The 23,554-nt window shown below is 69.0% G+C and carries 22 protein-coding genes; 13 read left to right on the top strand and 9 right to left on the bottom strand.

Features of this window, described 5'->3' with window-relative positions:
* Window positions 1-54: 54 nt before the first annotated feature.
* Window positions 55-861, bottom strand: coding sequence for a transporter substrate-binding domain-containing protein (locus AVJ23_RS11025; protein WP_058862239.1), 807 nt, complete (start codon window positions 859-861; stop codon window positions 55-57).
* A gap of 281 nt (window positions 862-1,142) precedes the next feature.
* On the opposite strand from AVJ23_RS11025, the gene AVJ23_RS11020 reads away from it, so the two are divergent.
* Window positions 1,143-2,603: an aldo/keto reductase gene (locus tag AVJ23_RS11020; protein WP_058862238.1), complete on the top strand. Its 1,461-nt coding sequence runs from the start codon at window positions 1,143-1,145 to the stop codon at window positions 2,601-2,603.
* Here AVJ23_RS11020 and AVJ23_RS11015 read toward each other — a convergent pair.
* The 5 genes from AVJ23_RS11015 to AVJ23_RS10995 form a co-directional block, all read right to left on the bottom strand.
* The gene (locus AVJ23_RS11015; protein WP_058862237.1) at window positions 2,564-3,379 is read right to left on the bottom strand and encodes an ABC transporter permease; all 816 of its coding nucleotides are present in this window, start codon (window positions 3,377-3,379) and stop codon (window positions 2,564-2,566) included. The two genes, AVJ23_RS11020 and AVJ23_RS11015, sit on opposite strands and share 40 nt — an antisense overlap.
* Window positions 3,376-4,218, bottom strand: coding sequence for an ABC transporter permease (locus AVJ23_RS11010; protein ID WP_058862236.1), 843 nt, complete (start codon window positions 4,216-4,218; stop codon window positions 3,376-3,378). The genes AVJ23_RS11015 and AVJ23_RS11010 overlap by 4 nt, the downstream gene beginning before the upstream one ends.
* Complete coding sequence (locus AVJ23_RS11005; protein WP_058862235.1) at window positions 4,215-5,243, bottom strand: ABC transporter ATP-binding protein; 1,029 nt, start codon at window positions 5,241-5,243, stop codon at window positions 4,215-4,217. Before AVJ23_RS11005 ends, AVJ23_RS11010 begins: the two co-directional genes overlap by 4 nt.
* 7 nt (window positions 5,244-5,250) lie before the next feature.
* Window positions 5,251-6,429 (bottom strand): ABC transporter substrate-binding protein, encoded by a 1,179-nt coding sequence (locus AVJ23_RS11000; RefSeq protein ID WP_157772662.1) that lies wholly within the window; start codon window positions 6,427-6,429, stop codon window positions 5,251-5,253.
* An 80-nt stretch (window positions 6,430-6,509) separates the two neighbouring features.
* Entirely contained in the window at window positions 6,510-7,808 is a 1,299-nt protein-coding gene (locus tag AVJ23_RS10995) for a type I glutamate--ammonia ligase (protein ID WP_058862233.1), read from the bottom strand.
* A 72-nt stretch (window positions 7,809-7,880) separates the two neighbouring features.
* Here AVJ23_RS10995 and AVJ23_RS10990 point away from each other — a divergent pair, with 72 nt between their 5' ends.
* The 11 genes from AVJ23_RS10990 (at window position 7,881) to AVJ23_RS10940 (ending at window position 19,510) form a co-directional block, all read left to right on the top strand.
* Window positions 7,881-8,615, top strand: coding sequence for an N-formylglutamate amidohydrolase (locus AVJ23_RS10990; protein WP_058862232.1), 735 nt, complete (start codon window positions 7,881-7,883; stop codon window positions 8,613-8,615).
* A complete protein-coding gene (locus AVJ23_RS10985) occupies window positions 8,612-9,283 on the top strand; it encodes a cysteine hydrolase family protein (protein ID WP_240484606.1) in 672 nt (223 codons plus the stop codon). The genes AVJ23_RS10990 and AVJ23_RS10985 overlap by 4 nt, the downstream gene beginning before the upstream one ends.
* Window positions 9,284-9,350: 67 nt before the next feature.
* Entirely contained in the window at window positions 9,351-10,757 is a 1,407-nt protein-coding gene (locus tag AVJ23_RS10980; protein WP_058862231.1) for a M20 family metallopeptidase, read from the top strand.
* A 9-nt stretch (window positions 10,758-10,766) separates the two neighbouring features.
* Window positions 10,767-11,864, top strand: coding sequence for a M24 family metallopeptidase (locus AVJ23_RS10975; protein ID WP_084794484.1), 1,098 nt, complete (start codon window positions 10,767-10,769; stop codon window positions 11,862-11,864).
* 51 nt (window positions 11,865-11,915) lie between these two features.
* Complete coding sequence (locus AVJ23_RS10970; RefSeq protein WP_058862230.1) at window positions 11,916-13,484, top strand: ABC transporter substrate-binding protein; 1,569 nt, start codon at window positions 11,916-11,918, stop codon at window positions 13,482-13,484.
* 95 nt (window positions 13,485-13,579) lie between these two features.
* Window positions 13,580-14,563: an ABC transporter permease gene (locus tag AVJ23_RS10965; RefSeq protein WP_058862229.1), complete on the top strand. Its 984-nt coding sequence runs from the start codon at window positions 13,580-13,582 to the stop codon at window positions 14,561-14,563.
* Between the two features lies 1 nt (window position 14,564).
* Window positions 14,565-15,518, top strand: coding sequence for an ABC transporter permease (locus AVJ23_RS10960; RefSeq protein WP_058862228.1), 954 nt, complete (start codon window positions 14,565-14,567; stop codon window positions 15,516-15,518).
* Between the two features lie 11 nt (window positions 15,519-15,529).
* Window positions 15,530-16,516: an ABC transporter ATP-binding protein gene (locus tag AVJ23_RS10955; RefSeq protein WP_058862227.1), complete on the top strand. Its 987-nt coding sequence runs from the start codon at window positions 15,530-15,532 to the stop codon at window positions 16,514-16,516.
* Window positions 16,513-17,475: an ABC transporter ATP-binding protein gene (locus AVJ23_RS10950; RefSeq protein ID WP_058862226.1), complete on the top strand. Its 963-nt coding sequence runs from the start codon at window positions 16,513-16,515 to the stop codon at window positions 17,473-17,475. The genes AVJ23_RS10955 and AVJ23_RS10950 overlap by 4 nt, the downstream gene beginning before the upstream one ends.
* 130 nt (window positions 17,476-17,605) lie before the next feature.
* The gene (locus AVJ23_RS10945) at window positions 17,606-18,796 is read left to right on the top strand and encodes an NnrS family protein (RefSeq protein ID WP_058862225.1); all 1,191 of its coding nucleotides are present in this window, start codon (window positions 17,606-17,608) and stop codon (window positions 18,794-18,796) included.
* Window positions 18,797-18,826: 30 nt separating this feature from the next.
* Window positions 18,827-19,510 carry an NnrU family protein gene (locus AVJ23_RS10940; RefSeq protein ID WP_058862224.1) on the top strand — a complete coding sequence of 228 codons (684 nt, stop codon included), beginning with the start codon at window positions 18,827-18,829 and terminating at the stop codon, window positions 19,508-19,510.
* A gap of 7 nt (window positions 19,511-19,517) precedes the next feature.
* Here the strand turns inward: AVJ23_RS10940 and AVJ23_RS10935 are convergent, their stop codons facing one another.
* Window positions 19,518-20,216, bottom strand: coding sequence for a Crp/Fnr family transcriptional regulator (locus AVJ23_RS10935; protein WP_058862223.1), 699 nt, complete (start codon window positions 20,214-20,216; stop codon window positions 19,518-19,520).
* Between the two features lie 256 nt (window positions 20,217-20,472).
* Between AVJ23_RS10935 and AVJ23_RS10930 the strand changes: the two genes are divergently transcribed.
* Window positions 20,473-21,675 (top strand): aminopeptidase P family protein, encoded by a 1,203-nt coding sequence (locus tag AVJ23_RS10930; protein ID WP_058862222.1) that lies wholly within the window; start codon window positions 20,473-20,475, stop codon window positions 21,673-21,675.
* Between the two features lie 33 nt (window positions 21,676-21,708).
* On the opposite strand, the gene AVJ23_RS10925 is transcribed toward AVJ23_RS10930, so the two are convergent.
* Together AVJ23_RS10925 and AVJ23_RS10920 are read right to left on the bottom strand one after the other, a co-directional pair.
* The gene (locus AVJ23_RS10925; RefSeq protein WP_058862221.1) at window positions 21,709-22,731 is read right to left on the bottom strand and encodes a GlxA family transcriptional regulator; all 1,023 of its coding nucleotides are present in this window, start codon (window positions 22,729-22,731) and stop codon (window positions 21,709-21,711) included.
* 14 nt (window positions 22,732-22,745) lie between these two features.
* Complete coding sequence (locus AVJ23_RS10920; protein WP_058862220.1) at window positions 22,746-23,549, bottom strand: phytanoyl-CoA dioxygenase family protein; 804 nt, start codon at window positions 23,547-23,549, stop codon at window positions 22,746-22,748.
* Between the last annotated feature and the right edge of the window lie 5 nt (window positions 23,550-23,554).

Here is a 23,554-nt window from a genome sequence, read left to right as displayed (position 1 = left end):
GGAGGGGGGAGGGCAGGGGGCGCGGGTGGGCCACGCCCCCTGGAGTGGCGGGGATCAGAACCAGGGCGAGACGGGCACTTCGCGCAGCATCGGCGCGCCGTAGTTCTCTTCCCAGACCGCCTTGACGGTGCCGGAGCTGTGCAGGTCGTAGAGCAGGATGTTGAGCACCTCGACGAGGTTGTCATTGCCCTGGCTCACGCCGAGCGCGCAGTAGGCGACAAAGATCGGCTCGGGCACGACACGCCAGTTGACGCCTTCGTGGTTGCCGGTGAAGCCCATGAAGAAGTCGATATTCTCGACGATGGCATCGGCGCGGCCCTGCGCCACCAGCCGGACGGTGTCGGCGATGCTGTCGACCAGTTCCAGCTCGACATTGGGCATGTTCTCCTCGATCCAGCCCACGGTCCAGTTGCCACGCATGTTGGCGAGGGTGACGCCGTCCTTGTTGAAATCCTCCCAGCTGTCGCCTTCGATCTGGTCGGTGGCCAGCACGGCCAGCACCTCGGTGTGCAGCGGTACGGTGTAGTCGATCAGCTTGGCGCGTTCGGAGTTGCGGGTCAGCGCGCCCATGGACACGTCGATCCGGTCGGAGACGAGGAAGGGCACGCGCTGCGCGGTCTCGGTCGGGACCCATTCCACCTCGACGCCCAGCTTTTCGGCCAGCATGGTGCCGATCTCGATGTCGAAACCTTCCCACTCGCCATCCTCGTTGCGGGTGCTCATGTTCGGGAAGTTGGGGTTGATGCCGATGCGGATCGTGCCGTCGGACAGGATCTCCTCGAGCGATTTCGCCTGCGCGTCCGGGGTCGCGGTCAGCGTCAGTCCAAGGGCGGCGATCCCTGCGATAAGCCAGGTCTTCATGGTCTGTCTCCTGTTGCGTTCAAGGGCGGGTATTCTGCCACGTTGTTCGTTATGCGGACAAATGTCCGAAAACATGTTTGTCCATGGGCCGGGTTTGGGTCAATGATTTTCTGAAGCCATGTGGCGCTGCCCTGCGCGATTCGGGCCTTGAGCCCGCATTTGACGGGGTCCGGCGCCCGGCTTGGCGGGGTTTTCCACAGGATTGACCCCGCTGCGGGGACGGCCCAGTGTGCCGCAACCCCATGAACATGACGAACAGCTGTGCGAAAGGCGCCCGACACATGAAAGATTCTCTGGACCGGATTTCCCTGCCATCGGGGCTGTCGCTGTCCCGCATCGTCACCGGTCTTTGGCAGATGGCCGACCAGGAGCGGGACGGCCGCGCCTTCGACCTCGACGCGGCGGCCGAGGCGCTGGCCGATTACGCGCGCGAGGGGTTTACCACCTTCGACATGGCCGACCATTACGGCAGCGCCGAGATCGTGGCGGGCCGCGCGGCGAAGATCCTCGCCGCCGAGGGTGGGCCACGCCCGACCATCCTGACCAAGTGGTGCCCCGAGCCCGGGGTGATGGATGCCGGCACCGTGCGCCGCGGCGTCGAGACCGCGCTGGAGCGGCTGGCCATGGACCGGGTCGACGTGATGCAGTTCCACTGGTGGCAGTACCAGTCGCCCGAGTATCTCGACGCGCTGGTCGAGCTGATGAAGCTGCGCGAGGAAGGGCTGGTGGGCCATATCGGGCTGACCAATTTCGACGCCGCGCATCTGCGCATGGTGCTGAAACAGGGGATCGAGGTCGCCACGAACCAGGTCTGCTTCTCGGTCGTGGACCGGCGCGCGGCGGGCGAGCTGACCGCCGTGGCCGAGGCGCATGGCGTGGGGCTTCTGGGCTTCGGCACGCTGTGCGGCGGGTTCCTGTCGAACAAGTGGCTGGGCCAAGCCAAACCGGCCGAGATCGCCGATTGGAGCCGCATGAAATACATGCGCTTCATCGAGACCGCGGGCGGCTGGGACCGCTTCCAGACCCTGCTGCAGGCGCTGGCGGCGGTGGGCGACCGGCACGGTGTGTCGGTCAGCAACGTGGCCAGCCGCTGGGTGCTGGAACAGGGCGCCACGGCGGGCGTGATCGTGGGCGCGCGGCTGGGCGAGAACGCGCATCGCGACGACAACCGGCGGATGCTGGGCTTTGCGCTGGATGCCGAGGACCGCGCCACGATCGACGCGGCGGTGGCGGAACTGGATCCGATCCCCGGCGATTGCGGCGACGAGTACCGCAAGCCGCCCTTCCTGACCGCCTCGGGCGACCTGTCCCATCACCTCGACGCGCTGCCGCCGGTGATTGCGGTCTCCGAGCCGCGCCCGGGGCGCAGGCGCGCCGAGAGTGGGTCGATCTGGGAGGCGAAGGCCGGCTTTGCCCGCGCGGTTCGCAAGGGCCAGCGCATCCTCGTCAGCGGCACCACGGCGACCGACCCGCACGGGGGCGCCGTCTGTCCGGGCGATGCGGCGGGGCAGGCGGTCTACATCCTCGACAAGATCGCGGGGGCCGTGTCGTCGCTGGGCGGCACGCTGGACGATGTGCTGCGCACCCGGATCTACCTGACCGAGGAGGCCGACTGGCAGGCGGTCTCGCAGGTGCATGCGCGCTATTTCGGCGAGACCCGCCCGGCCAACACGCTGATCGTGGTCAAGGAGCTGATCGGCGGTTACGCGGTCGAGATCGAGGCCGAGGCGGAACTCGACTGACGCGCGGCGCGGCGCTGCATCCACAGCGCCGCCAGCACCACCAACCCGAACAGCACCGAGGCCAGCGTGCCGATCACCGCGATGGCCGAGACCACCGGCGCGTAATTCGTCGCCACCCGGCTGAACAGCCATTCCGGCAGAGTCGTGTCGGCGCCGGTGGTGAAGATCGACAGCGGCAGGTTCGACCAGGACAGCAGGAAGGCGAACAGCCCGCCCGAGATCAGCCCCGGCGCCAGATGCGGCAGGGTGACCTCGCGCAGGGTCTGGAGCCGCGTGGCGCCCAGGTCGCGGGCCGCATCTTCCTGCGCGGGGTCGTAGCCGAACAGCCGGATCGAGATCACCAGCGTCACGATGGGCAGGATCCAGACCAGATGCGCGAAGACGGCCGTCTTCCAGCTGGGCGTGATGCCGAGCGCCGAGAAGAACAGCAAGAGCGCCAGCCCCAGCACGGGCTGCGGAAAGAAGATCGGCAGCACCACCGCCTTCTGGTAGATCGAGCGCCCGCGCCAGTCGTAGCGGGCAAAGGCCATCGCCCCCAGCGTGGCCAGCACCAGCGCCAGCAACGTGACCAGAGCCGCCACCTTGAGCGAGACGAGATGCAGGACCAGCGTCTCCTGCTGCGAGAACGCGTCCGTGTAGGCGCCGATCGACCAGTTGCGATGCGGAAAGCGCATGTAGCGGGTATTGGCGAGGCTGGCGAGGATCACCGACAGGATCGGCACGTAGAGCAGCACCAGGATCACCGTCAGCCAGAGGGCTTGCAGCTGTTTCTTCATCGGCGAATCAATCGGTTGAGGTCGATGCGTGACAGCACCGGGAAGACGACGAGCGCGGTTACCAGCGTCACCAGCATGGTCAGCGCCGCGCCCATGGGCCAGTCCTGCGCGTAGGAAAAGCGCTGCTCGATCGCGCGGGTGACCACGGTGACGGCCTGCCCGCCAAGGATCGCGGCCTCGGCATTGGCGCCGATGCACAGCACGAAGGTCAGCAGCGCCCCGATGGCCAGCCCGGGCAGGGCCAGCGGCAACTCGATCTCGCGCAGCACCTGCCAGCGCGAGGCGCCAAGGTCGCGCGCCGCGTCGATGCGGTCCTGCGGGATCAGCGCGACGCCCAGCAGCAGCGGAAACAGCATGAAGGGGAAATGCACGTAGACGAGCCCCAGCCAGACCGCGATCTTGGTGTTCAGCACCGTCCCGATCGAGACGCCGAACAGCGCCTTGAGCGAGCCGGCCAGGATCCCGCCGCCCGGCATCAGGAAGAGCGACAGGCCGAACAGGCGCACGGATTCGCTGACGAAGATCGGCACGGCGATCAGACCGGTGACGATGGCCGCGCCGCGGCCCGCGCGGGCATGCAGCATCTTGGCCGTGGGCCAGGCCAGCAGCGCGCAGGTCGCCACGGTAGCGAAGGCGCCGAGGATCGACCAGTAGAACGGCCCGCCATAGCCCTCGGTGAAGGCGGCGCGGTAATTGGCCAGTGTCAGATCCGAGGTCAGCTCGAAGGTGCGCGGCTCGATCAGGGAATACCAGCCGACGATGAAGATCGGCGTGGCAAAGCCCACCAGCAGGAACAGCGCCACCGGCGCCATGAACAGGTAGCCCGCGCGCTGTTTCATTCGCTCACCCTGTGCGCCGCGTCGGGGTCGAAGGAGAAGGTGGCCTCGTCGCCGGCCTGCAACGTGCAGGAGGCGGGCTGTTCGGCGATCATCAGCCCGGCCGGTGTGTCGAGGTGCAGCTGCACGCGCGAGCCCAGCTGGAACCGCTCCAGCACCGTGCAGCGGATCGGCAGGCCGCTTTCGGTCGGGCTCAGCGCCTCGGGGCGCAGCACGAGATAGCCGTCGGCACGGCCGGGCAGGGGGGTGTCCAGCTCGACCAGCCGGCCGTCGCGGATCTCGAGGATGTTCACCTCGCCCATGAAGCGCGCCACGAAACGGTCGCGCGGGCGGTCATAGATCTGCGAGGGCGTTCCCACCTGCACCAATGCGCCATCCTTCATGATGCCGATGCGGTCGGACATGACCATCGCCTCTTCGAGGCTGTGGGTGATGTAGACGAAGGTGCGCCCGGTGCGGCGCTGCAGTCCGCGCAGCTCGACCTCGAGCGTCTTGCGCAGGCGGTAGTCCAGCGCCGAGAGCGGCTCGTCGAAGAACAGGATCTCGGGATCCGAGGCCAGCGCCCGGGCCAGCGCCACGCGCTGCCGTTCGCCGCCCGAGCATTGCGTGACAGGGCGGCCGTAATAATCGGCGCCCAGCCGTACCAGCTCCAGCAGCTCAAGCGCGCGGGTCTTGCGCGCCTCGGCGCCCACGCCGCGCATCTTCAGCGCGAACTCGACATTCTGCCCGACGCTGCGATGGTCGAACAGCGCCAGTGACTGGAAGACCATCGCCGTGGGCCGCTTGTTGGGCGGTTGCAGCGTGACGTCCTGCCCGCGCAGCAGCAGCGCGCCGCTGGTCGGCCGGTCCAGCCCGGCGAGGATGCGCAGGAGCGTGGTCTTGCCGGACCCGGAGGGTCCGACAATGGTGAAGAATTCGCCCTCCGCGATGTCGAGCGAGACATCGCGAAGCGCCCGGGTCGCGCCGAAATGCCGGCTCAGCCTCTGAAGGCTGAGCGCGGGTGTCGTGTCGGCCGGCGTTCCGGTCATCTGCGGTTCAGCCGCGATCACGGATGGCCGCCGAGTAGATGTCGTAGAGACGGTCGTAATCCGGCACGATGTCGAACTCGACCGCGTTGGCGATGCGCTCGTCGAACTCGTCCCACTGGATCGCGTTCAGCTCGTCCGCCGAGAAGCGGCCCAGCACCTCGTCCTGCGCCATCTGGCTGACCGGCTGCAGGTTGCCATTGCCGCGGGCCACGATCTCGGCCGCGTCGGGCGTGGTGATCCATTCCAGGAAGTCGAGCGTCGCCTCCTTGCCCTGCGGGTTGGCCACGGCCGAGTTGAGCTCGATCCAGTTGATCCCGCCCTTGCCGTCGGCGGGGCCGGAATTCGGCGTGATGGCATAGATGTTGGTCGCGCCCTCGGCCCGGGCCGAGCTGGCCGTGTAGGTGCCGCCGGTGAAGTAGAGGTCGATCTCGCCGTTCAGCATGGCGAGGTTCAGCTGCACGAAATCGGTGGTGATGAGCTTGGCATTGTTGATCCAGCGCCGTGCGGTTTCCTCGAACTTGGCGTAATCGGCCTCGGTCTTGGGCTTGTAGGGGTGGATGCCCGCGCCCATGCAGATATCCATCACGTTCCAGTCCTCGTAGGCGAGGATGCCGTAGCGGTTCGCGAAGTCGGGGTTGTTGAACAGGTCCCAGCCCTCGTCCTTGGCGGTGGCCGGCGCGATCACGTCGGAATTGACCACGAAGTCGAAGGTCTCGAAGCGCTGCACGACGCCCAGCAGGTGCTCGCCGTCCTGGCTCAGGGCCCAGTCATAGGGCATGGCGAATTTCTCGAACATCTGTGCGTAGAGCGGTTCGAACCGGTCGCGGGGCAGGTCGTAGATCAGCCCTTCGGGCCACAGCACCTGCCGCGCCCAGGGGTTGTTGAGGTTGATGAAGTTCCAGACATCCGTCTCGCCCGCGCGCAGGCGGTTGACCGAGGTCGGGTCGCTGATGTGGATCTCGTAGCGCGCGCCGTTGCCGGTGGTCTCGCGCCACATGTCGAGCAGGCGCGGGTCGGCATAGGCGTCCCAGGTCAGCAGGGCGATCTGTTCGGCCTGCGCGCGGGCGCTCATCGGCATCCCGGCCGCGGCAAGACCGGCGGCCATGCCGCCCATCATCTGGCGTCGGCTGAGCGCCCCCGCCATGGGGTTGCGCAGGGATGCGGGCAAGGTGGGTCTGGTTTTCATTTTGTGATCTCCCTGTTCGGATAGTGAACTATTGCGCGCAATGCGGTCATTTTCAAGCATCGACCCGGGGCGCGGCCGGGTCAGTAGACATCTGCGTAGCGGTTGAGCATCTCGGCCAGCTCCAGCCCCGCGACCTCGCCGGCCTCGTGACGCTTGTGATCGGCATAAAGCGACAGGAAGGGCGCGCCGTACCATGCGGCCAGCGCCGGGCTGGCCTGCAGGGTCTCCAGCGCCTGTGGCAGGCTGCGCGGCAGCGGGTCGATCCCCTCGGCGCGCAAGGCGTCATCGGTGCGTTCGGACAGGTCGCCGGTGGTCGGGGCGGGGCAGGGCAGCGCGTCCTCGACCCCCGCGGCGGCGGCATGGATCAGCGCCGAGAGCGCCAGCCAGGGCGAGGCCGTGGCATCGGCGGCGCGGTATTCATAATTGAACTGCCGCGCCATGCGCGCGGGATCGGTCGCGGTGACAGGGCAGATGCGCAGCCCGGCCTCGCGGTCCTGCACGGCAAGGTTGGCATAGGCCGCGCTCCAGCGATGCGGGGTCAGCCGGTGGTAGCTGGCCACCGAGGCCGCGGTCAGTGCACATAGCGCCGGCATGTGCGCGACGATCCCGGCGGCGGCCTGCGCGGCCCGGGGCGACAGCCCTGCGGGGCCCTCGGGGTCGTGGGTCAGCGGGGTGTCGCCGTCCCACAGGCTGAGATGGATATGCACGCCATTGCCCACGGTGTCGGCATCGGGAAGCGGCGCGAAGCTGGCGCGCCGGCCATGTGCTCGGGCCACGGCGCGGGTGATCTCGCGCAGGGCGATGGCCTCGTCCGCGGCGCGCAGGGCGGGTTTCGGCGCCAGCGTGACCTCGAACTGGCCGGGTCCGTATTCGCGCAGGAAGCTGTCGGGTTCCATGCCGGCGGCGGTCAGCGCCTGCAGCAGGTCCTCGGCAAAGGGTTGCGCGGCGTGGAAGCCCTCGAGCGAGAAACCGGCCCCGCCTTCAAGCCCCGACAGGGTGAACTCATGCTCGAAGCTGACGCGCAGATCGGCCCCCGTGGCGGCATGGAACCGGTCGATCGCGGCCCGCAGGTGGCCGCGAGCGCAGGCCATCCAGGCGGCGCCGTCGCGCTCGCGGATATCGCCCAGCACCATGCGCAGGGGCGGGGCATCGGGGATCGGCGCCTCGATCACCGTGTCGGCGTCGGGCCAGAGCACCACGTCGCCCAGCGAGCCGAACGGCGAGGGCGCGATCCCGTCGAAACAGGTGATCTGCGCGTTCGTCGGCGTCCAGCCGACACCGCTGGCGATGCGCCTCTCCAGATCGGCCAGGGCGAACCCCTTGCCACGCACGAGGCCGGACAGGTCGCTGGTGCAGGCCATGATCAGGGGTGTCGGCATCTCGTCCTCGCAAAGCGCTTGTCGTCCGTTCGAAATTGTGAACAAATGTTCGCATAATGCAATAGGTGGCTTTTGGTTTTATCCGCGAACGACCCGTCCCCCGCCCGGTTTTTCGGCACAGAGGCCGCCGGCCCGTGGCTGCTGACCTGCGAACATGCGGGCCATGCCGTGCCGCAGGCGCTTGGCGACCTGGGGCTGGCCCGTGCCGATCTGCTGGATCATATCGGCTGGGATCCCGGCGCGCTGGCGCTGGCCGAGGCCTTGGCCGACCGGCTGGGCGCGCGCGGCGTGGCGCAGCCCTATTCGCGGCTGGTGATCGACTGCAACCGGCCCGCCGCTGCGCCGGACCTGATGCCCGCGATCTCGGACGCGCGCCTCGTGCCCGGCAATGATGGCCTGTCCGAGGCGGCGCGCGCGGCCCGCTGGGAGCAGATCCACCAGCCCTACCATGCGGCGGTCGCCGCGGCGCGGGTGGGCCGGTCCGCGCTGGTCTCGGTCCACAGTTTCACGGCACGCAAGCAGGGTGGCGCCCCGCGTACCACGGAAATCGGCGTGCTGGCCCGAGACGGCAACGCGCTGTTCCGCCACCTGATGGCCGGCCTGTCCGAGGCATGGCCCGGCCCGGTCGTCGCCAATGACCCTTACGAGATCGAGGACGACTCGGACTACACCATCCCCGTCCATGCCGAGCCGCACGGGCTGCCGCATGTTCTGCTGGAGGTGCGCAACGACCTGCTGGCCGATGACGCCGGCGTCACCCGCGTGGCGGCCGCGCTGGCCGGCGTTCTGAAAGGATTCACCCCGTGACCCAGCCCTTCCTGTCCACCACGACCCGCGACGTGCCGCTGCAGACGGGGCGGGTGGCGGTGCTGTTTGTCGATGTGCAGAATTTCTGCCTGCATCCCGAGGGTGGCGAGATGCGCGACGCGTCCGAGGCCGAGCGGCGCGACACGCTGATGCCTTTCATCGAGCGGGTCCGCGCGCAGACGGTGCCGCGGATGCAGGCGCTGCAGCAGGCCGCCCGCGCCGCCGGGGTCGAGGTGATGTACACCACGATCGAGAGCCTCACCAAGGACGGGCGGGACCGCAGCCTCGACTACAAGATCACCGGGTTCAACGTGCCCAAGGGCTCGTTCGATGCGCGGGTGATCGACGAGATCGCGCCCGGCGAGGACGAGATCGTGCTGCCGAAATCCTCATCCTCGGTCTTCGTCTCGACCCATATCGACTACGTGCTGCGCAACCTCGGCGTGGCGCAGCTGGTGATCGCGGGGGTGGTGACCGACCAATGTGTCGAGAGCGCGATTCGGGATGCCTGCGACCTGGGATACCTTGTCACGCAGGCCACGGATGCCTGCGCGACCTATACGCAGGAGCGTCACGACGCCTCGCTGCGCGCCATCCGCGGTTACTGCCGGCAGGTCACGGTGGACCAGCTGCTGCCCGAACTCGCCGCGCTGGCCGACAGCGCTTGACAGGCCGGGCAGGCTTCGAACAGATGTCCGGAAGTAAAAATTTTTTAACGACAGGAAAGCCGTCGCAATGAGCAATGAAAACGCCCTCTGGTCCTTTGTCGAGGCAAAGAAGGACGGGTTCTGCACGCTGGCCGACCGGGTCTGGGAAACGCCCGAGCTGCTCTATGAAGAGCACCGCTCGGCCGCGGCACATCGCGAGATGCTGGAGGCGCAGGGCTTCCGCATCACTGACGGGGTGGCCGGGATCGAGACCGCCGTGATGGGCGAGGCGGGCGAGGGCGGCCCGGTGATCGCCATCCTCGGCGAATATGATGCGCTGCCGGGGCTCAGCCAGCAGGCGGGCGTCGACTATCCCGCCCCGGTCGAGCAGGGCGGCAGCGGCCATGGCTGCGGGCACAACCTGCTGGGTGCCGGGGCGCTGCTGGCGGCGACCGCGGTCAAGGACTGGCTGGCGGCCAACAACCTGCCCGGGCGCGTGCGCTATTACGGCTGCCCGGCGGAAGAGGGCGGCGCGGCCAAGACCTTCATGGTGCGCGCCGGCGTGTTCGACGACGTGGATGCGGCGCTGTCCTGGCACCCGATGAGCTTCAACGGCATCATCCCGCCGCTGACCCTGGCCGTGGCCATGGTGGATTTCCACTTCAAGGGCCGCACCTCGCATGCCGCCGTCTCGCCGCATCTGGGGCGCAGCGCGCTGGACGCGGTCGAGCTGATGAATGTGGGCGTGAACTACCTGCGCGAGCACGTGCCGCAGGACAGCCGGATCCACTATGCCGTGACGGATTCGGGCGGCATCGCGCCGAATGTGGTGCAGGAACGCGCGACGGTGCGTTACTCGGTCCGGTCGCTCAAGCGTCGCGACATGCAGGCGCTGGTCGAGCGGGTGACCAAAGTGGCCAAGGGCGCGGCGATGATGACCGAGACCAGCGTCGAGGTGGATTTCATTTCGGCCATGTCCGAGATGCTGGACAACCCGCCGCTCTACAAGCTGCTGCACCGCCACATGGAGGCGGCCGGCACGGCCAGCTTCGACGAGGCCGACCTTAACTATGCGCGCCGGATGCAGGCCACGCTGAGCGAGGCCGATATCGAGGCGGCCTACCTGGCCGCCGGGGTGGAGCCGCGCGACACGCCGATCTGCGATTTCGTGGTGCCCTACGAGACGCGCGGCGTGCCGATGCTGGGATCGACCGACCTGGGCGACATCAGCTGGACCGTGCCCTTCGCCCAGCTGGGCGGGGCGACCTACGCGATCGGCACGCCGGGCCACACCTGGCAGATCACCGCGCAGGGCAAGACGCCGGCCGCGCACAAGGTGATGGTGCAGATCAGCAAGGCGCTGGCCGGCGCCGCGGCCGAGCTGCTGACCACGCCTGCCGTGCTGGACGAGGCGCGCGCCGATTTCACTGCGCGCACCGGCAAGACCCCCTATGAAAGCCCGCTGACGCCGGACGCCCGTCCGCGTGCAGCGTAAGGAGACGAGATGAGCCGAACCGATGACAAGCTGGCCGCGATCCGCGCGGCCATGGCCGAGCAGAGGGTGGAGCTGGTGGCGCTTGGCCCCGGCGCGCACATGCACTGGGTGCTGGACTGGCACCCCCATCCCGACGAGCGCCTGACCCTGCTGGCCATCGGCCGCGACAGCGCGCATTTCGTCGTGCCCTCGGTCAATGCCGAGCAGGCCGGCGCCCATGCCGGGCTGCCGCTCATCACATGGCGCGACGAGGACGGCCCCGCGGGCGCGCTTCAGAGCCTCGCCCAGAAAGTGGGTGGCGTCACGCGGCTGGTGCTGGACGAAACCATGCGCACCGATTTCTCGCTGCCGCTGATGGGCGCCTTCGAGGGGGCGGAGCCGGTCTTTGCCGACCAGCTGGTCGGCGCGCTGCGGATGATCAAGGATAAGGCCGAACTGGCCGCGCTGCAGGCCAGCGCGGCGGTGGCCGATCGCGCCATGCAGGCGGGCTTTGCCGCGATCCGGCCCGGGCTGACCGAGACGCAGGTGGCGCAGGCCATGCGTGACAGCTTTGCCGAGCAGGGTGCCGCGGTGGCCTTCACCCTCTGTGCCAGCGGGCCGAACGGCGCCTATCCGCACCATGCCACGGGCGAGCGCGTGCTGGAGGAGGGCGACGCCATCGTCTTCGACATCGGCGCGGGGTTCGGTGGTTATCCCAGCGACATCACGCGGATGGCGGCGGTGGGCCGGCTGCCCGAGGGCTACCAGGAGGTGCATGACGTGGTCGAGCGTGCCTGGCAGGCGGCCGCCGCGGCGGCCCGCCCGGGCGTCAAGGCCCACGCGGTCGACGATGCCGCGCGCAAGGTCATCGCGGATGCGGGCTATGGTGAATATTTCGTGCACCGCACCGGCCACGGGCTGGGGCTGGAAGTGCACGAGCCGCCTTACCTCACGTCCTCCTCGCAGACGATCCTGCGAGAGGGCATGGTCTTCTCGATCGAGCCGGGGATCTACATCCCGGGCCGGTTCGGGATCCGGCTGGAGGATATCGTGATCCTGCGCGCCGACGGGGTCGAGGTGCTGTCCTCGCTGCCGCGCGCGGTTCGGGTCGCGGGCGACAGCGCCTGAGATCCTGCCCCGGGCCACCGGGGCAAACCAGATAACAACAGGGAGACTGACATGACGAAACACATGCTTCTGGCCGCCACGGCCCTGACGCTGACGCTGGGCGCGGCGCAGGCCGAGACGCTGCGATGGGCCCGCTCGGGTGACGCGCTGACGCTGGACCCGCATGCCCAGAACGAGGGCCCGACCCTGGCGCTGATGCACCAGATGATGGAGCCCTTGGTGCTGCGCAACCCGGCCGGAGAGCTCGAGGCCGCGCTCGCCACCGACTGGTCGGTCAGCCCCGACAATCCCGATGTCTGGACCTTCACCCTGCGCGAGGGCGTGAAATTCCATGACGGCGCTGACTTCACCGCCGAGGACGTGGTCTTCTCGATCAACCGCGCGCTGACCGAGAATTCGGACATGAAGGGCATCATCTCGTCCGTCGCCTCGGTCGAGGCCACCGGCGATCACGAGGTCCAGATCACCACCAAGGGCCCGAACCCGCTGCTGCCCGCGGCGCTGCCCAACATCCTGATGATCGACAAGGACTGGGCCGAGGCCAATGACACGGTCGACGTGCAGGACGTGGAAGGCGGCGAAGAGACCTTTGCCTCGCAGAATGTCAACGGCACCGGCCCCTACCAGCTGGTCAGCCGCGAGGCCGACGTGAAGACCGAGATGACCGTGTTCGACGGCTACTGGGGCGCCGACGGTTTCGCCATGGGCTACAGCGACATCGTCTACACGCCGATCCAGAACCCGTCGACCCGGATGGCGGCGCTGTTCTCGGGCGAGGTCGACTTCATCCAGGACGTGCCGGTGCAGGATCTCCAGCGCATCGAATCCGATCCCAACCTCAAGATCGTCTCCTCGCCGCAGAACCGGGTGATCTTTTTCGGGCTGAACGTCGGCGACACGCTGGTCAATGGCGAGGGCGAGAACCCGCTGGCCGACCCGGCCGTGCGCGAGGCGATGAACATGGCGATCAACCGCGATGCCATCCAGCAGGTGGTGATGCGCGGCCAGTCGATCCCGGCGGGCGTCATCATGCCCCCGTTCGTGAACGGCTGGAACGAAGAGCTGAACACCGTGCCCGAGGGCGGTGTCGAGGCCGCCAAGGCCAAGCTGGAAGAGGCCGGCTGGGGTGACGGGTTCACCGTGCAGCTGGACTGCCCCAACGACCGCTACATCAATGACGAGGCGATCTGCCAGGCGGCGGTCGGCATGATGGCGCAGATCGGCGTGACCGTGAACCTCAACGCCCAGCCCAAGGCGCAGCACTTCCCGCTGGTCAACGGGCTCGAGTCGGATTTCTACATGCTGGGCTGGGGCGTGCCGTCCTACGATTCCGAGTACATCTTCAACTTCCTCTACCACACGAAAGAGGATCTCTACGGCACGTGGAACGGCACCCGCTATTCGAACCCCGAGCTGGACGAGATGATCAAGGCGATCGCCGCCGAGGTCGATCTGGACAAGCGCGACGCCATGATCGCCGAGATGTGGGAGATGGCCAAGTCCGACACGGTCTACCTGCCGATCCACCACCAGGTGCTGAACTGGGCGATGAAGTCCGGCGTGGGCGCCGCGGTGGACGCGGATGACCAGGTCAAGGTCAAGTATTTCACCGCCGAGTGATGCCGACCTGACAAACTGACGTCACGCGGCGGGTTGATCCCGCCGCGTGGCTTGTCGCACGCTGACGCCTTCACATCCGGGGACACGCCAGCCTCATGCTCGCCTACATCATCCGCCGCGTCGCGCAGTCCATCCTCGTCCTGCTGGTGACGGGCTTCGTCGCCTTCTCCATGTTCAGCTTCGTCGGCGACCCGGTCGAGAACATGCTGGGGCAGGAGCGCACGCAGGCCGACGTGGACCGGCTGCGCGAACAGCTGGGGCTCGACCAGCCCTTCGTCGTGCAATACGGCAAGTTCCTGCAGCAGGCCGCGCAGGGCAATTTCGGGCTGAGCTACCGTCAGGGCCGCCCGGTGAGCGACATCCTGGCCGAGCGTCTGCCCGCCACGCTGGAGCTGGCCGCCGTCTCGGGGCTGCTGGCGCTGATGGGCGGCATCGGCTTCGGCATCTTCACCGCGATCCGACGGCGCGGGGTGGGGGCCAATGTCATCATGACCCTGTCGCTGGTGGGGGTGTCGCTGCCCACCTTCCTGATCGGGATCCTTCTGATCTACGTCTTTTCGGTCGAACTCGGCTGGCTGCCCTCCTTCGGGCGCGGCGACGTGGTCGAGATCGGCGGCTGGACCACCGGTTTCCTGACTGCCAGCGGGCTGAAGGCGCTGGTGCTGCCGGCGATCACGCTGGGGCTCTACCAGATGACGCTGATCATGCGGCTGGTGCGCACCGAGATGCTGGAGGTGCTGCGCATGGATTACATCCGCTTTGCCCGCGCCCGGGGCCTGCGCGAACGCGCGATCAATTTCCGCCACGCGCTGAAGAACACGCTGGTGCCGGTCATCACCATCACCGGCCTGCAGCTGGGCAGCATCATCGCCTTTGCCATCATAACCGAGACGGTGTTCCAGTGGCCGGGCGTGGGGCTCTTGTTCATCAACGCCATCCAGTTCGTCGATATCCCGGTCATGGCCGCCTACCTGATGATGATCTCGGTCATGTTCGTGGGCATCAACCTGATCGTCGACCTGCTCTATTTCGCCATCGACCCGCGGCTGCGGATCGACGGCAAGGCCGGAGGCCACTGACATGTCCGACCACCAAGCCGAAATCGAGACGCGCCGCACCCCCGGCCGGCTGGCCCGGGCCTGGGACAGCGACCTGGCATATTCCTTCCGCCATGCGCCGGTGGCCATGGTCTCGGCCGCGGTCGTGCTGATCCTCGTTCTGTCGGCGCTGCTGGCGCCGTGGATCGCGCCCTATGACCCGTTCGACCCCGGTTCGCTCAACCTGATGAACGGCTTCACCCCGCCGGGCCAGCCCAATGCCTTCACGCAGGAGACCTTCGTGCTGGGCACCGACGACCAGGGACGGGACGTGTTCTCGACCATCCTGTTCGGGATGCGCATCTCGTTGTTCGTGGGTTTCTCGGCGGTGCTGCTGGCCATGGTGATCGGCGTGGTGCTGGGGCTGCTGGCGGGCTACCTGGGCGGCTGGGTGGAATCTGTGATCATGCGGGTGGCCGACATCCAGCTGACCTTCCCGGCGATCCTCGTGGCCATGCTGATCTTCGGCATCGCCAAGGGCATCACCCCGCCCGCCTATCGCGACCAGATGGCGATCTGGGTGCTGATCCTCGCCATCGGCCTGTCGGACTGGGTGCAGTTCGCCCGCGTCGTGCGCGGCGCCACGCTGGTCGAGAAGAGCCGCGACTACGTGCAGGCGGCGCGGCTGGTGGGGCGGCGACCCTTTTCCATCATGATCCGCCACATCCTGCCCAACGTGCTGAACCCGGTGCTGGTGATCGCCACGATCAGCCTGGCGCTGGCCATCATCGCCGAGGCGACGCTGTCCTTCCTTGGCGTCGGCGCGCCGCCGACCAAGCCGTCGCTGGGCACGCTGATCCGCATCGGGCAGGGCTTCATGTTCTCGGGCGAGTGGTGGATCCTGCTGTTCCCGGCGCTGACCCTGCTGGCGCTGGCGCTGTCGATCAACCTGCTGGGCGACTGGCTGCGCGACGCGCTGAACCCGCGCCTGCGGTGAAGGAGGAGACCATGAGCGATCCCGTCCTGTCCGTCCGCGACCTTGTGGTCGAGATCCCCACCCGCCGCGGCGTGCTGCGCCCCGTGGACGGTGTCAGCTATGACATCGCCGCGGGCGAGATCCTGGGTGTCGTGGGCGAATCCGGCGCCGGCAAGTCGATGACCGGCAATGCCGTGATCGGGCTGCTGGACCGTCCCGCGCGCATCACGAGCGGAGAGATCCTGCTGACCGGCCAGCCGATCCACCGCCTGCAGGGCGAGGCGCTGCGCCGCCTGCGCGGGCGGCGGATGGGCATGATCTTCCAGGATCCGCTGACCTCGCTGAACCCGCTGCTGACCGTGGGCGACCAGCTGACCGAGACGATCCTCGAACATCTCGATGTCAGCCCGGCCGAGGCGCGCGAGCGGGCCGTCGCCGCGCTGGACGAGGTGGGCATTCCCGCCGCGCGCCAGCGCATCGGCAGCTACCCGCACGAGTTCTCGGGCGGGATGCGGCAGCGCGTGGTGATCGCGCTGGCGCTCTGCGCCGAGCCCGAGCTGGTCATCGCCGACGAGCCGACCACGGCGCTCGATGTCAGCGTGCAGGCGCAGATCGTGGCTCTGCTCAAGCGGCTCTGCCGCGAGCGTGGCGTGGCGGTGATGCTGGTCACCCATGACATGGGCGTGATCGCCGAAGCGGCCGACCGCGTGGCGGTGATGTATGCCGGCCGGCTGGCCGAGCTGGGCCCGGTGCGCGACGTGGTCACGGCGGCGCGCCACCCCTATACCGCCGGGCTGATGGCCTCGACGCCCGACGCCTCGCGCGGGCAGCGGCGGTTGCGCCAGATCCCCGGCGCCATGCCGCGGCTGGATGCGCTGCCCGTCGGCTGCGCTTTTCACCCCCGCTGCGACCGCGCCGAGCCGCGCTGCCGGCAGACCCCCGGGCCCACCCTGTCGGCCTGCGACGGGCGCGCGGCCTGCTGGTTCCCGCTGGGTCAGCCCAAGGAGGTCCTCGCATGAGCGCCCTGATCCGGTTGGAGCACCTGACCCGGGATTTCGACGTCTCGAAGCCGTGGCTGAACCGCGTGATCGAGCGGCTGCCCAAGGCCACGCTGCGCGCCGTTGCCGATGTCAGCCTCGAGGTCGAGGAAAACAGCGTCTACGCGCTGGTGGGCGAAAGCGGCTCGGGCAAGTCGACCATCGGACGGATCATCGCCGGGCTGGTGCCGGCCTCGGACGGGGTGGTCGAGATCGACGGGGTCGACATCGTCTCGGGCGATGCGGCGCGCATCGCCGAGGTCCGGCGCGAGCTGCAGATGATCTTCCAGGATCCCTACGCCTCGCTCAATCCGCGCTGGAAGGTGCGCGACATCATCGCCGAGCCGGTGGCCGTGCGCGGCGGCGACGTCTCGGGCCTGGCCGAGCGCCTGCTGGAACAGGTGGGCCTGTCGGCGGCGGATGCGGGCAAGTTCCCGCACGAGTTCTCGGGCGGGCAGCGGCAGCGGATCTGCATCGCGCGGGCGCTGGCCTCGAACCCCAAGATCATCATTTGCGACGAGCCGACCAGCGCGCTGGATGTCAGCGTGCAGAGCCAGGTGCTGAACCTGATGTCGGACCTGCGCGAGGAGATGGGGCTGACCTATCTCTTCATCAGCCACGACCTGACCGTGGTGCAGCACATGGCCGACCGGATCGGCGTGCTGTATCTGGGCGCGCTGGTCGAGGAGGCGCCGCGCGACCGGCTGTTCGCCGCGCCCAAGCATCCCTACACGCAGATGCTGTTCGATGCCGCGCCGCGCATGGATGCGTTCGGCCGCGAGGTCGACCCACCCAAGGGCGAGATCCCCGACGCGATCAACCCGCCGCCCGGATGCCCCTATCACCCGCGCTGCCCGCTCGCGACCGAGCGGTGCCGCAGCGAGGTGCCGCAGCCAAGGATGATCGGCGAGACGCGGGTGCGCTGTCACCATGCCGAGTAGGTCGCGCCGCCCCGCTTGACGGAAGTCAAGGCGCGCGCCGGGCGGCCCATGCAATCAGAGGGTGTTCGCCCCGGGCTGGTCCCGGGGCGGCGCCGTCCGATCCTGCCTGCCCGGCCAATGGAGCGCCCCGATGAAGCTGCCCGCCCTGACCCGCCTTCTGTCCGCCGGATACCGGGTGTTCTTCCTGCTGGCGGGGCTGTTCGCCGTGATCAGCATGATCCTGTGGGAGGCCTGGCTGGCCGTGCTGGCGGCAGGCGGCCTGATCGGCTGGCAGCCCTTCGCCATGGCGCCGCAGATGTGGCACGCGCATGAGCTGGTCTTCGGCTACGGCGCGGCGGCCATCGCGGGCTTCCTGCTGACGGCCGCGCCCAACTGGACGGGCACGCGCGCCGCGCCGGTCTCGTTCTTCGCCGCGGCCTCGGGGCTGTGGCTCGCCGGGCGGCTGGCGATCTGGTGGTCGGTCGGGCTGCCGGCGCTGCTGGTGGCGGTGGTGGACCTTGCCTTCCTGCCCGTGGTGGCGGCGCATATCCTGATCCTGCTGCTCAAGCGGCCCAAGCCGCCGCAGATGATGATCCTCGCCGTGATCGCCCTGTTGTGGAGCGGCAACCTGGTGATGCATCTCGGCTGGGCCGGGCTGGCCGGCGACCCGAGGCAGGGCGCGCGCATCGGCATGCTGGCGCTGGCGGCGCTGATCGTGATCCTTGGCGGCCGCGTTACCCCGGCCTTCACGCGCAATGCGCTGGTGCAGGGCGGGCGCACCACCGGCCTGCCGCGCAATCCCAAACCGCTGGCCATCGCCGCAATCGCCCCGGCCATCGCGGCGCCGCTGGCGCTGCTGGCCGGGCTGCCGCCGGTCGGCTCGGCCGGGCTGGCCGGGCTTGCGGGCCTTGCCGCGCTGGCGCGGCTGGTCTTCTGGCGGGCGGGCGCGACGCTGGGCCAGCCGATCCTGTGGACGCTGCACCTGTCCTACGGCGTCAACGCGCTGGGGCTGGTGCTGGTGGGCGCGGCCGGGCTGGGTGTCGGCTCCGAGATAGCGGCGCTGCACGTGCTGGGCATCGGCGGGATCGGCGCCATGACGCTGTCGGTCATGTCGCGCGCCGCACTGGGACATTCCGGCCGCGCCCTTGTCGCGCCGCGCGCCGTGGCGCTGGCCTATGCGCTGGTGCCGCTGTCTGCGCTGGCGCGGTTTGCCGGCGCGGCCTGGCCCGAGATGTACTTCCCGGGCGTGCTGCTGGCCGGGGCGCTGTGGATCGCGGTCTTCGCGCTCTACACCGTTGCGCTCTGGCCCGTGTTCTGGGGCCCGCGCGCCACCGGCGCCTGAGCCGCCCTGTTCTTTTCGGAGACCTCTTTCATGCCCTGGCTGGAATTCACCGCCGCAATGATCCTGTTCCTTGCCGCCCACCGCATCCCGGCGATGCTGGGTGTCAAGCACGCCCTGTCCGCGGCGCTGGGACCGCGCGGCTATACCGTGCTGTTCAGCGCCGTCTCGCTGCTGCTGCTGTGGTGGGTGATCGTGGCCGCGGCGCAGGCGCCCTACGTGCAGCTCTGGGATCACGGGGCGGCGGCGCGCTGGGGCGTGAACCTGCTGATGCCGCTGGTGGCCGTTCTGGTCGCGCTTGGGGTCGGTGCGCCCAACCCCTTCGCCTTCGAGGGGCGCGCGACCGGGTTCGATCCCGACCGGCCCGGCGTGGCGGGGCTGACGCGGCAGCCGCTGCTCTGGGCGCTGCTGCTGTGGTCGCTGGCGCATCTCTGGGCCAATGGTGCGCTGGCCCATGTCATCCTGTTCGGCAGTTTCGCGGGCTTTTCCCTGCTGGGGATGCGTTTGGTCGAACGGCGCCGCGCCGCGATGATGAGCCGGGCCGAATGGGCGCGGCTGACCGCGCGCACCGCGCTGGTGCCGCTGGCAGCGGCGCCGCGCTGGCGGGGCGGGCCCTATGCGCGGCTGCCCTGGGCGCGGGTCGCGATCGGGCTGGCGGCCTGGGCGATCGGGTGGCATCTGCACACGGCGGTGATCGGGGTCCCCCCGCTGCCCTGAGCGCGGCTCAGCGGATCCACGGGCTGGCCGGGTCGTCCTCGGCATAATCGCGCAGCGCGCCCACGTCGCGGATCGTGGCGTGGTTCTGCCGGATCGTCACGCCATGCTCGCGCAGGCGCGAGAAGGCGCGGCTGAGGCTTTCGGGCTTCATCCCCAGGCGCCCGGCGATCAGCACCTTGTCATAGGGCAGGGTGACCTCGCAGGCGCCCTCCTCGCATTCGGCCAGCTCCAGCAGGAACTCGGCCACGCGCTGTGCGCCGGTGCGCGCCTTCAGCCCCTCGACCTGCGCCACGAGCGCGTGCAGATGCGAGAAGGTGGCCGCCAGGATCGCGGTGGCCATGCCCGGCGTCTCCTCGATCTGGCGCAGGAACTGCGCCGCCTCGATGCGGATCAGCCGGCAGCCGGTGACCGCCTCGGCCGAGACCGGGTAGATGTCGTTGCGAAAGGCCACCGCCTCGCCGAAGCTGCGCCCGCGGGTGAAAACGCCGACCACCGCCTCGGCGCCACTGGGGGCCAGCCGGTAGAGCTTCACCCAGCCATCGGCGACGATGTAGATGGCCTGCGCCGGGTCGCCCTGCAGGAACACGGTCTCGCCGCGTTCATACGGGTGTACATGGGCCGTCGACAGCAGCCGCTCCAGAGCGTCCCCCTTCAGCCCGGTCAGCAGCAATGAGTTCTCGGCGATCTGCCGGTCGCGCGCCTCCATCCGTTCCGTCCCGGTTCCTGTGCGTTATGGCCCGAGTTGTGGCGCATCGCGGGCCCCGGGTCCAGTGGGCGCAGATTCCGCTTGCCAGATCGCGCGGTGGTCTGGATAAACGCGGCTGCGGGCAGGCGATGGCGTCGCCGGCGCCGATGGCGCGCCCGGTCACATATCCTGAACGCCGGGATCTTGTCTTGTCGTTGCCGCGGCGAGGGGAGATCCGATCCCCCGCCGGGCACCGACCCGAAGAGGGATTTTGCGAATGGACCGTCCGGAATACTACCGTTTTCACCAGGGTGCGCGGGTGCTGCCCTTCGAGGCCGCCGAGTATGATGCCCGCCTCGCCGGTCTGCGCGTGCGCATGGAAGAGGCCGGGGTCGAGGCCTGCGTCTTCACCTCGATGCACAACATCGCCTATTACTCGGGCTTTCTCTACTGCGCCTTCGGGCGGCCCTACGGGCTGGTGGTGACCGCGCAGGACAGCGTGACGATCAGCGCCGGGATCGACGCCGCCCAGCCCTGGCGGCGCTGTCACGGCGACAACATCACCTATACGGACTGGGCGCGGAACAACTACTGGCGCGCGATCCGCTCGGTCACCGGCACGGGCCGCGTCATCGGCTACGAGGGCGACCATATCAGCCTCGCGCAGAAGGCGCTGCTGGACGAATTCCTGCAGCCCGCGGACAGCGTCGACATCGCCCCGGCCACGATGCAGCAGCGGATGCACAAGTCGCCGGCCGAGCTGGCGTTGATCCGGCAGGGCGCGCAGGTGGCCGATGTGGGCGGCTATGCCATCCGCGAAGCGATCCGCGAGGGCGTGCGCGAGATCGACGTGGCCATGGCGGGCCGCGACGCGATGGAGCTGGAGATTGCCAAGCGTTTTCCGCAGGCCGAGTATCGCGACACCTGGGTCTGGTTCCAGTCCGGCATCAACACCGACGGGGCGCACAACCCGGTCACGGCGCGGGCCCTGCAGCGCGGCGACATCCTGTCGCTGAACACCTTCCCGATGATCTCGGGCTATTACACGGCGCTGGAGCGCACGCTTTTCGTGGGCGAGGTCGACGCGGCCAGCCGCGCGGTGTGGGAGGCCAATGTCGCGGCGCATGAATACGGCATGTCGCTGCTGAAACCGGGGGCCAGCTGCGCCGAGGTCACGCAGAAGATCAACGCCTTCTTCGCCGAGCGCGACCTGCTGCAATACCGCACCTTCGGCTATGGCCACAGCTTCGGCGTGCTGTCGCATTACTACGGGCGCGAGGCCGGGCTGGAGCTGCGCGAGGATATCGACACGGTGCTGGAACCCGGCATGGTGATCTCGATGGAGCCGATGCTGACCCTCCCCGAGGGCCAGCCCGGCGCCGGCGGCTACCGCGAGCATGACATCCTGATCATCACCGAGGATGGCAACGAGAACATCACCGGCTATCCCTACGGGCCGGAGTTCAACATCGTCGGCTGAGCGGCGTGCGCGGGCGGCGCAACGGTCGCCCGCCTAGCGGTCGCGCCGCGCCGTCTGCTCGGTGGGGGTCAGGCCGAAGCGCGCCTTGTAGTGGCGCGACAGCAGGTTGACCGAGCCGAACCCGGTGGCCAGCGCGACCTCGATCAGGGTCAGGTCGGTCTCCATCAGCAGGCTGCGCGCCCGGTCCAGCCGGATGTTTCGATAGGTGCTGGCGGGGCTTTCGTTCATCAGTTTGCGGAACTGCCGCTCCATCTGGCGGCGCGACAGGCCGACCTCGGCGGCGAGTGCCTCCAGCGGGCGCGGCTCTTCCAGCTCGGCATACATGATGCGCAGCACGGCCAGCACCTTGGGATTGCGCGAACCGATCGCCCGCGCGATCGACGAGCGCTGCGCGTCGCGCGGATGGAAGTCGCCCCCGTTCAGGCACATGTCCGACACCGCCACCGCGAAGTCGCGGCCGAGGTCGCGCGCCATCTCGGCCACCATCATCTCGGTCGCGGCCGCGCCGCCGCCGCAGGTCATCAGCGTGCCGTCCACCTCGTGGCGCCGGGCCGTGGGCTCGAGTTCGGGGAAGGCCTCGCGGAAGCCCGGCTGGTTCTCCCAGTGCAGGGTGAAGCGCCGCCCCTCCAGCAGCCCGGCGCGCGCCAGGGTCGAGGCGCCGGTGCAGATTCCGCCCACCGCGCCGCCGAACCGTGCATGCCGGCGCAGCGCCGCCAGCGCTGGCTCGGGCGCGCTGTCCACGTGGCGGTTGCCGGAACAGACCATCAGCTGCATGTCCCGCTCCAGCAGCGACAGGTCGCCATGCGGCGGGATCGCCACCCCCGAGGAGGAGCGCACCGGCCGGCCATCCACCGACAGCACCGCCCAGCCGAAGAGCGGCTGCTGGGCCAGCTGGTTGGCGATGCGCAGCGGATCCAGCGCGGCGCTGAAGGCCAGCAGCGTGAACTCGGGCACCAGCAGGAAGGCGAACCAGCGCGTCGGGCGCGGCGCGGCCACCGGATAGGCAAAGGCGCCGCCGGGGACCAGTTCGGCCGGGTCGGGTTTCCTGCCCGTCATCGCCCGCCCGCGGTTCAGGCCGAGCGGTCGAGCAGCACCGGGAACCAATCCTCGCGCAGCCGCTGGCCCGGCTGCATGTCATGGCCGGGGAAGGGCGGCGAGGTCGGGCCGGGGCGCGCGACATAGCGGGCATCATCGCCCACCAGCCGCAGCGAGAAGGCGCGACGGCGCTGCGTCGTCTCGTTGCCGCGCGCGCCATGCAGGATCATGAAGTGGAAGGCCACCGCGTCGCCCGGCGCCATCTCGTATTCCACGATGCGCATCCCCTCGGCATCGGGATCGGGCACGGGGCGGTAGTCTTCCTCGTTGGGATAGAAGCTGGTCTCGGCCAGCCAGCGCGTGGGCAGCACGGGCCTGTCCCAAAGGTGCGAGCCCGCCACGCAGCGCAGCGAGGCCGCGCGCACCGGGTCGAGCGGCGACCAGAAGCTGACCGTCTGGCGCCCCTCGACGAAATAGTAGGGCCCGTCCTGGTGCCAGGGCGTGGGCTTGGAGGTGCCGGGCTCCTTGACCAGCACGTGGTCATGGAACAGCTGCACCCGGTCCGAGCCCATCAGCTCGGCAGCGATCTCGGCGGCGGGCGAGGCGTGAATCGCCTCGCGGAAGGCGTCGATCCGGGTCCAGTTGCAGTAATCGTCGAAGAACCGGCCCTGCTCGCCCTCCTTGAGGTTCTCGGCCGCGTAGGGGCCGGGGGCCGCCATGTTGCGGGCGACGCCGTCGCGCAGGGTCTCGACCTGGTCGCGGAAGAGCCCCCGGACCAGCACCACGCCGTCGCGCTGGTAGGTGTCGATATCGGCCTGCGTGATCAGGGGGTGGGTCATGGGCG

The organism is Pseudoponticoccus marisrubri, assembly GCF_001482405.1.
Taxonomy (GTDB): domain Bacteria; phylum Pseudomonadota; class Alphaproteobacteria; order Rhodobacterales; family Rhodobacteraceae; genus Pseudoponticoccus; species Pseudoponticoccus marisrubri.
Note: the sequence above shows the minus strand (reverse complement) of the source record. Positions and strands in the feature narration are given on the sequence as shown.

Coding starts and splice junctions, on each gene's coding strand:
- AVJ23_RS10955 (WP_058862227.1), top strand. CDS start 15,530: ATGAGCGATCCCGTCCTGTCCGTCCGCGACCTTGTGGTCGAGATCCCC.
- AVJ23_RS10965 (WP_058862229.1), top strand. CDS start 13,580: ATGCTCGCCTACATCATCCGCCGCGTCGCGCAGTCCATCCTCGTCCTG.
- AVJ23_RS11020 (WP_058862238.1), top strand. CDS start 1,143: ATGAAAGATTCTCTGGACCGGATTTCCCTGCCATCGGGGCTGTCGCTG.
- AVJ23_RS11015 (WP_058862237.1), bottom strand. CDS start 3,379: ATGAAGAAACAGCTGCAAGCCCTCTGGCTGACGGTGATCCTGGTGCTG.
- AVJ23_RS10960 (WP_058862228.1), top strand. CDS start 14,565: ATGTCCGACCACCAAGCCGAAATCGAGACGCGCCGCACCCCCGGCCGG.
- AVJ23_RS11010 (WP_058862236.1), bottom strand. CDS start 4,218: ATGAAACAGCGCGCGGGCTACCTGTTCATGGCGCCGGTGGCGCTGTTC.
- AVJ23_RS11025 (WP_058862239.1), bottom strand. CDS start 861: ATGAAGACCTGGCTTATCGCAGGGATCGCCGCCCTTGGACTGACGCTG.
- AVJ23_RS10950 (WP_058862226.1), top strand. CDS start 16,513: ATGAGCGCCCTGATCCGGTTGGAGCACCTGACCCGGGATTTCGACGTC.
- AVJ23_RS10995 (WP_058862233.1), bottom strand. CDS start 7,808: ATGCCGACACCCCTGATCATGGCCTGCACCAGCGACCTGTCCGGCCTC.
- AVJ23_RS11005 (WP_058862235.1), bottom strand. CDS start 5,243: ATGACCGGAACGCCGGCCGACACGACACCCGCGCTCAGCCTTCAGAGG.
- AVJ23_RS10940 (WP_058862224.1), top strand. CDS start 18,827: ATGCCCTGGCTGGAATTCACCGCCGCAATGATCCTGTTCCTTGCCGCC.
- AVJ23_RS10975 (WP_084794484.1), top strand. CDS start 10,767: ATGAGCCGAACCGATGACAAGCTGGCCGCGATCCGCGCGGCCATGGCC.
- AVJ23_RS10935 (WP_058862223.1), bottom strand. CDS start 20,216: ATGGAGGCGCGCGACCGGCAGATCGCCGAGAACTCATTGCTGCTGACC.
- AVJ23_RS10970 (WP_058862230.1), top strand. CDS start 11,916: ATGACGAAACACATGCTTCTGGCCGCCACGGCCCTGACGCTGACGCTG.
- AVJ23_RS10920 (WP_058862220.1), bottom strand. CDS start 23,549: ATGACCCACCCCCTGATCACGCAGGCCGATATCGACACCTACCAGCGC.
- AVJ23_RS11000 (WP_157772662.1), bottom strand. CDS start 6,429: ATGAAAACCAGACCCACCTTGCCCGCATCCCTGCGCAACCCCATGGCG.
- AVJ23_RS10980 (WP_058862231.1), top strand. CDS start 9,351: ATGAGCAATGAAAACGCCCTCTGGTCCTTTGTCGAGGCAAAGAAGGAC.
- AVJ23_RS10945 (WP_058862225.1), top strand. CDS start 17,606: ATGAAGCTGCCCGCCCTGACCCGCCTTCTGTCCGCCGGATACCGGGTG.
- AVJ23_RS10930 (WP_058862222.1), top strand. CDS start 20,473: ATGGACCGTCCGGAATACTACCGTTTTCACCAGGGTGCGCGGGTGCTG.
- AVJ23_RS10925 (WP_058862221.1), bottom strand. CDS start 22,731: ATGACGGGCAGGAAACCCGACCCGGCCGAACTGGTCCCCGGCGGCGCC.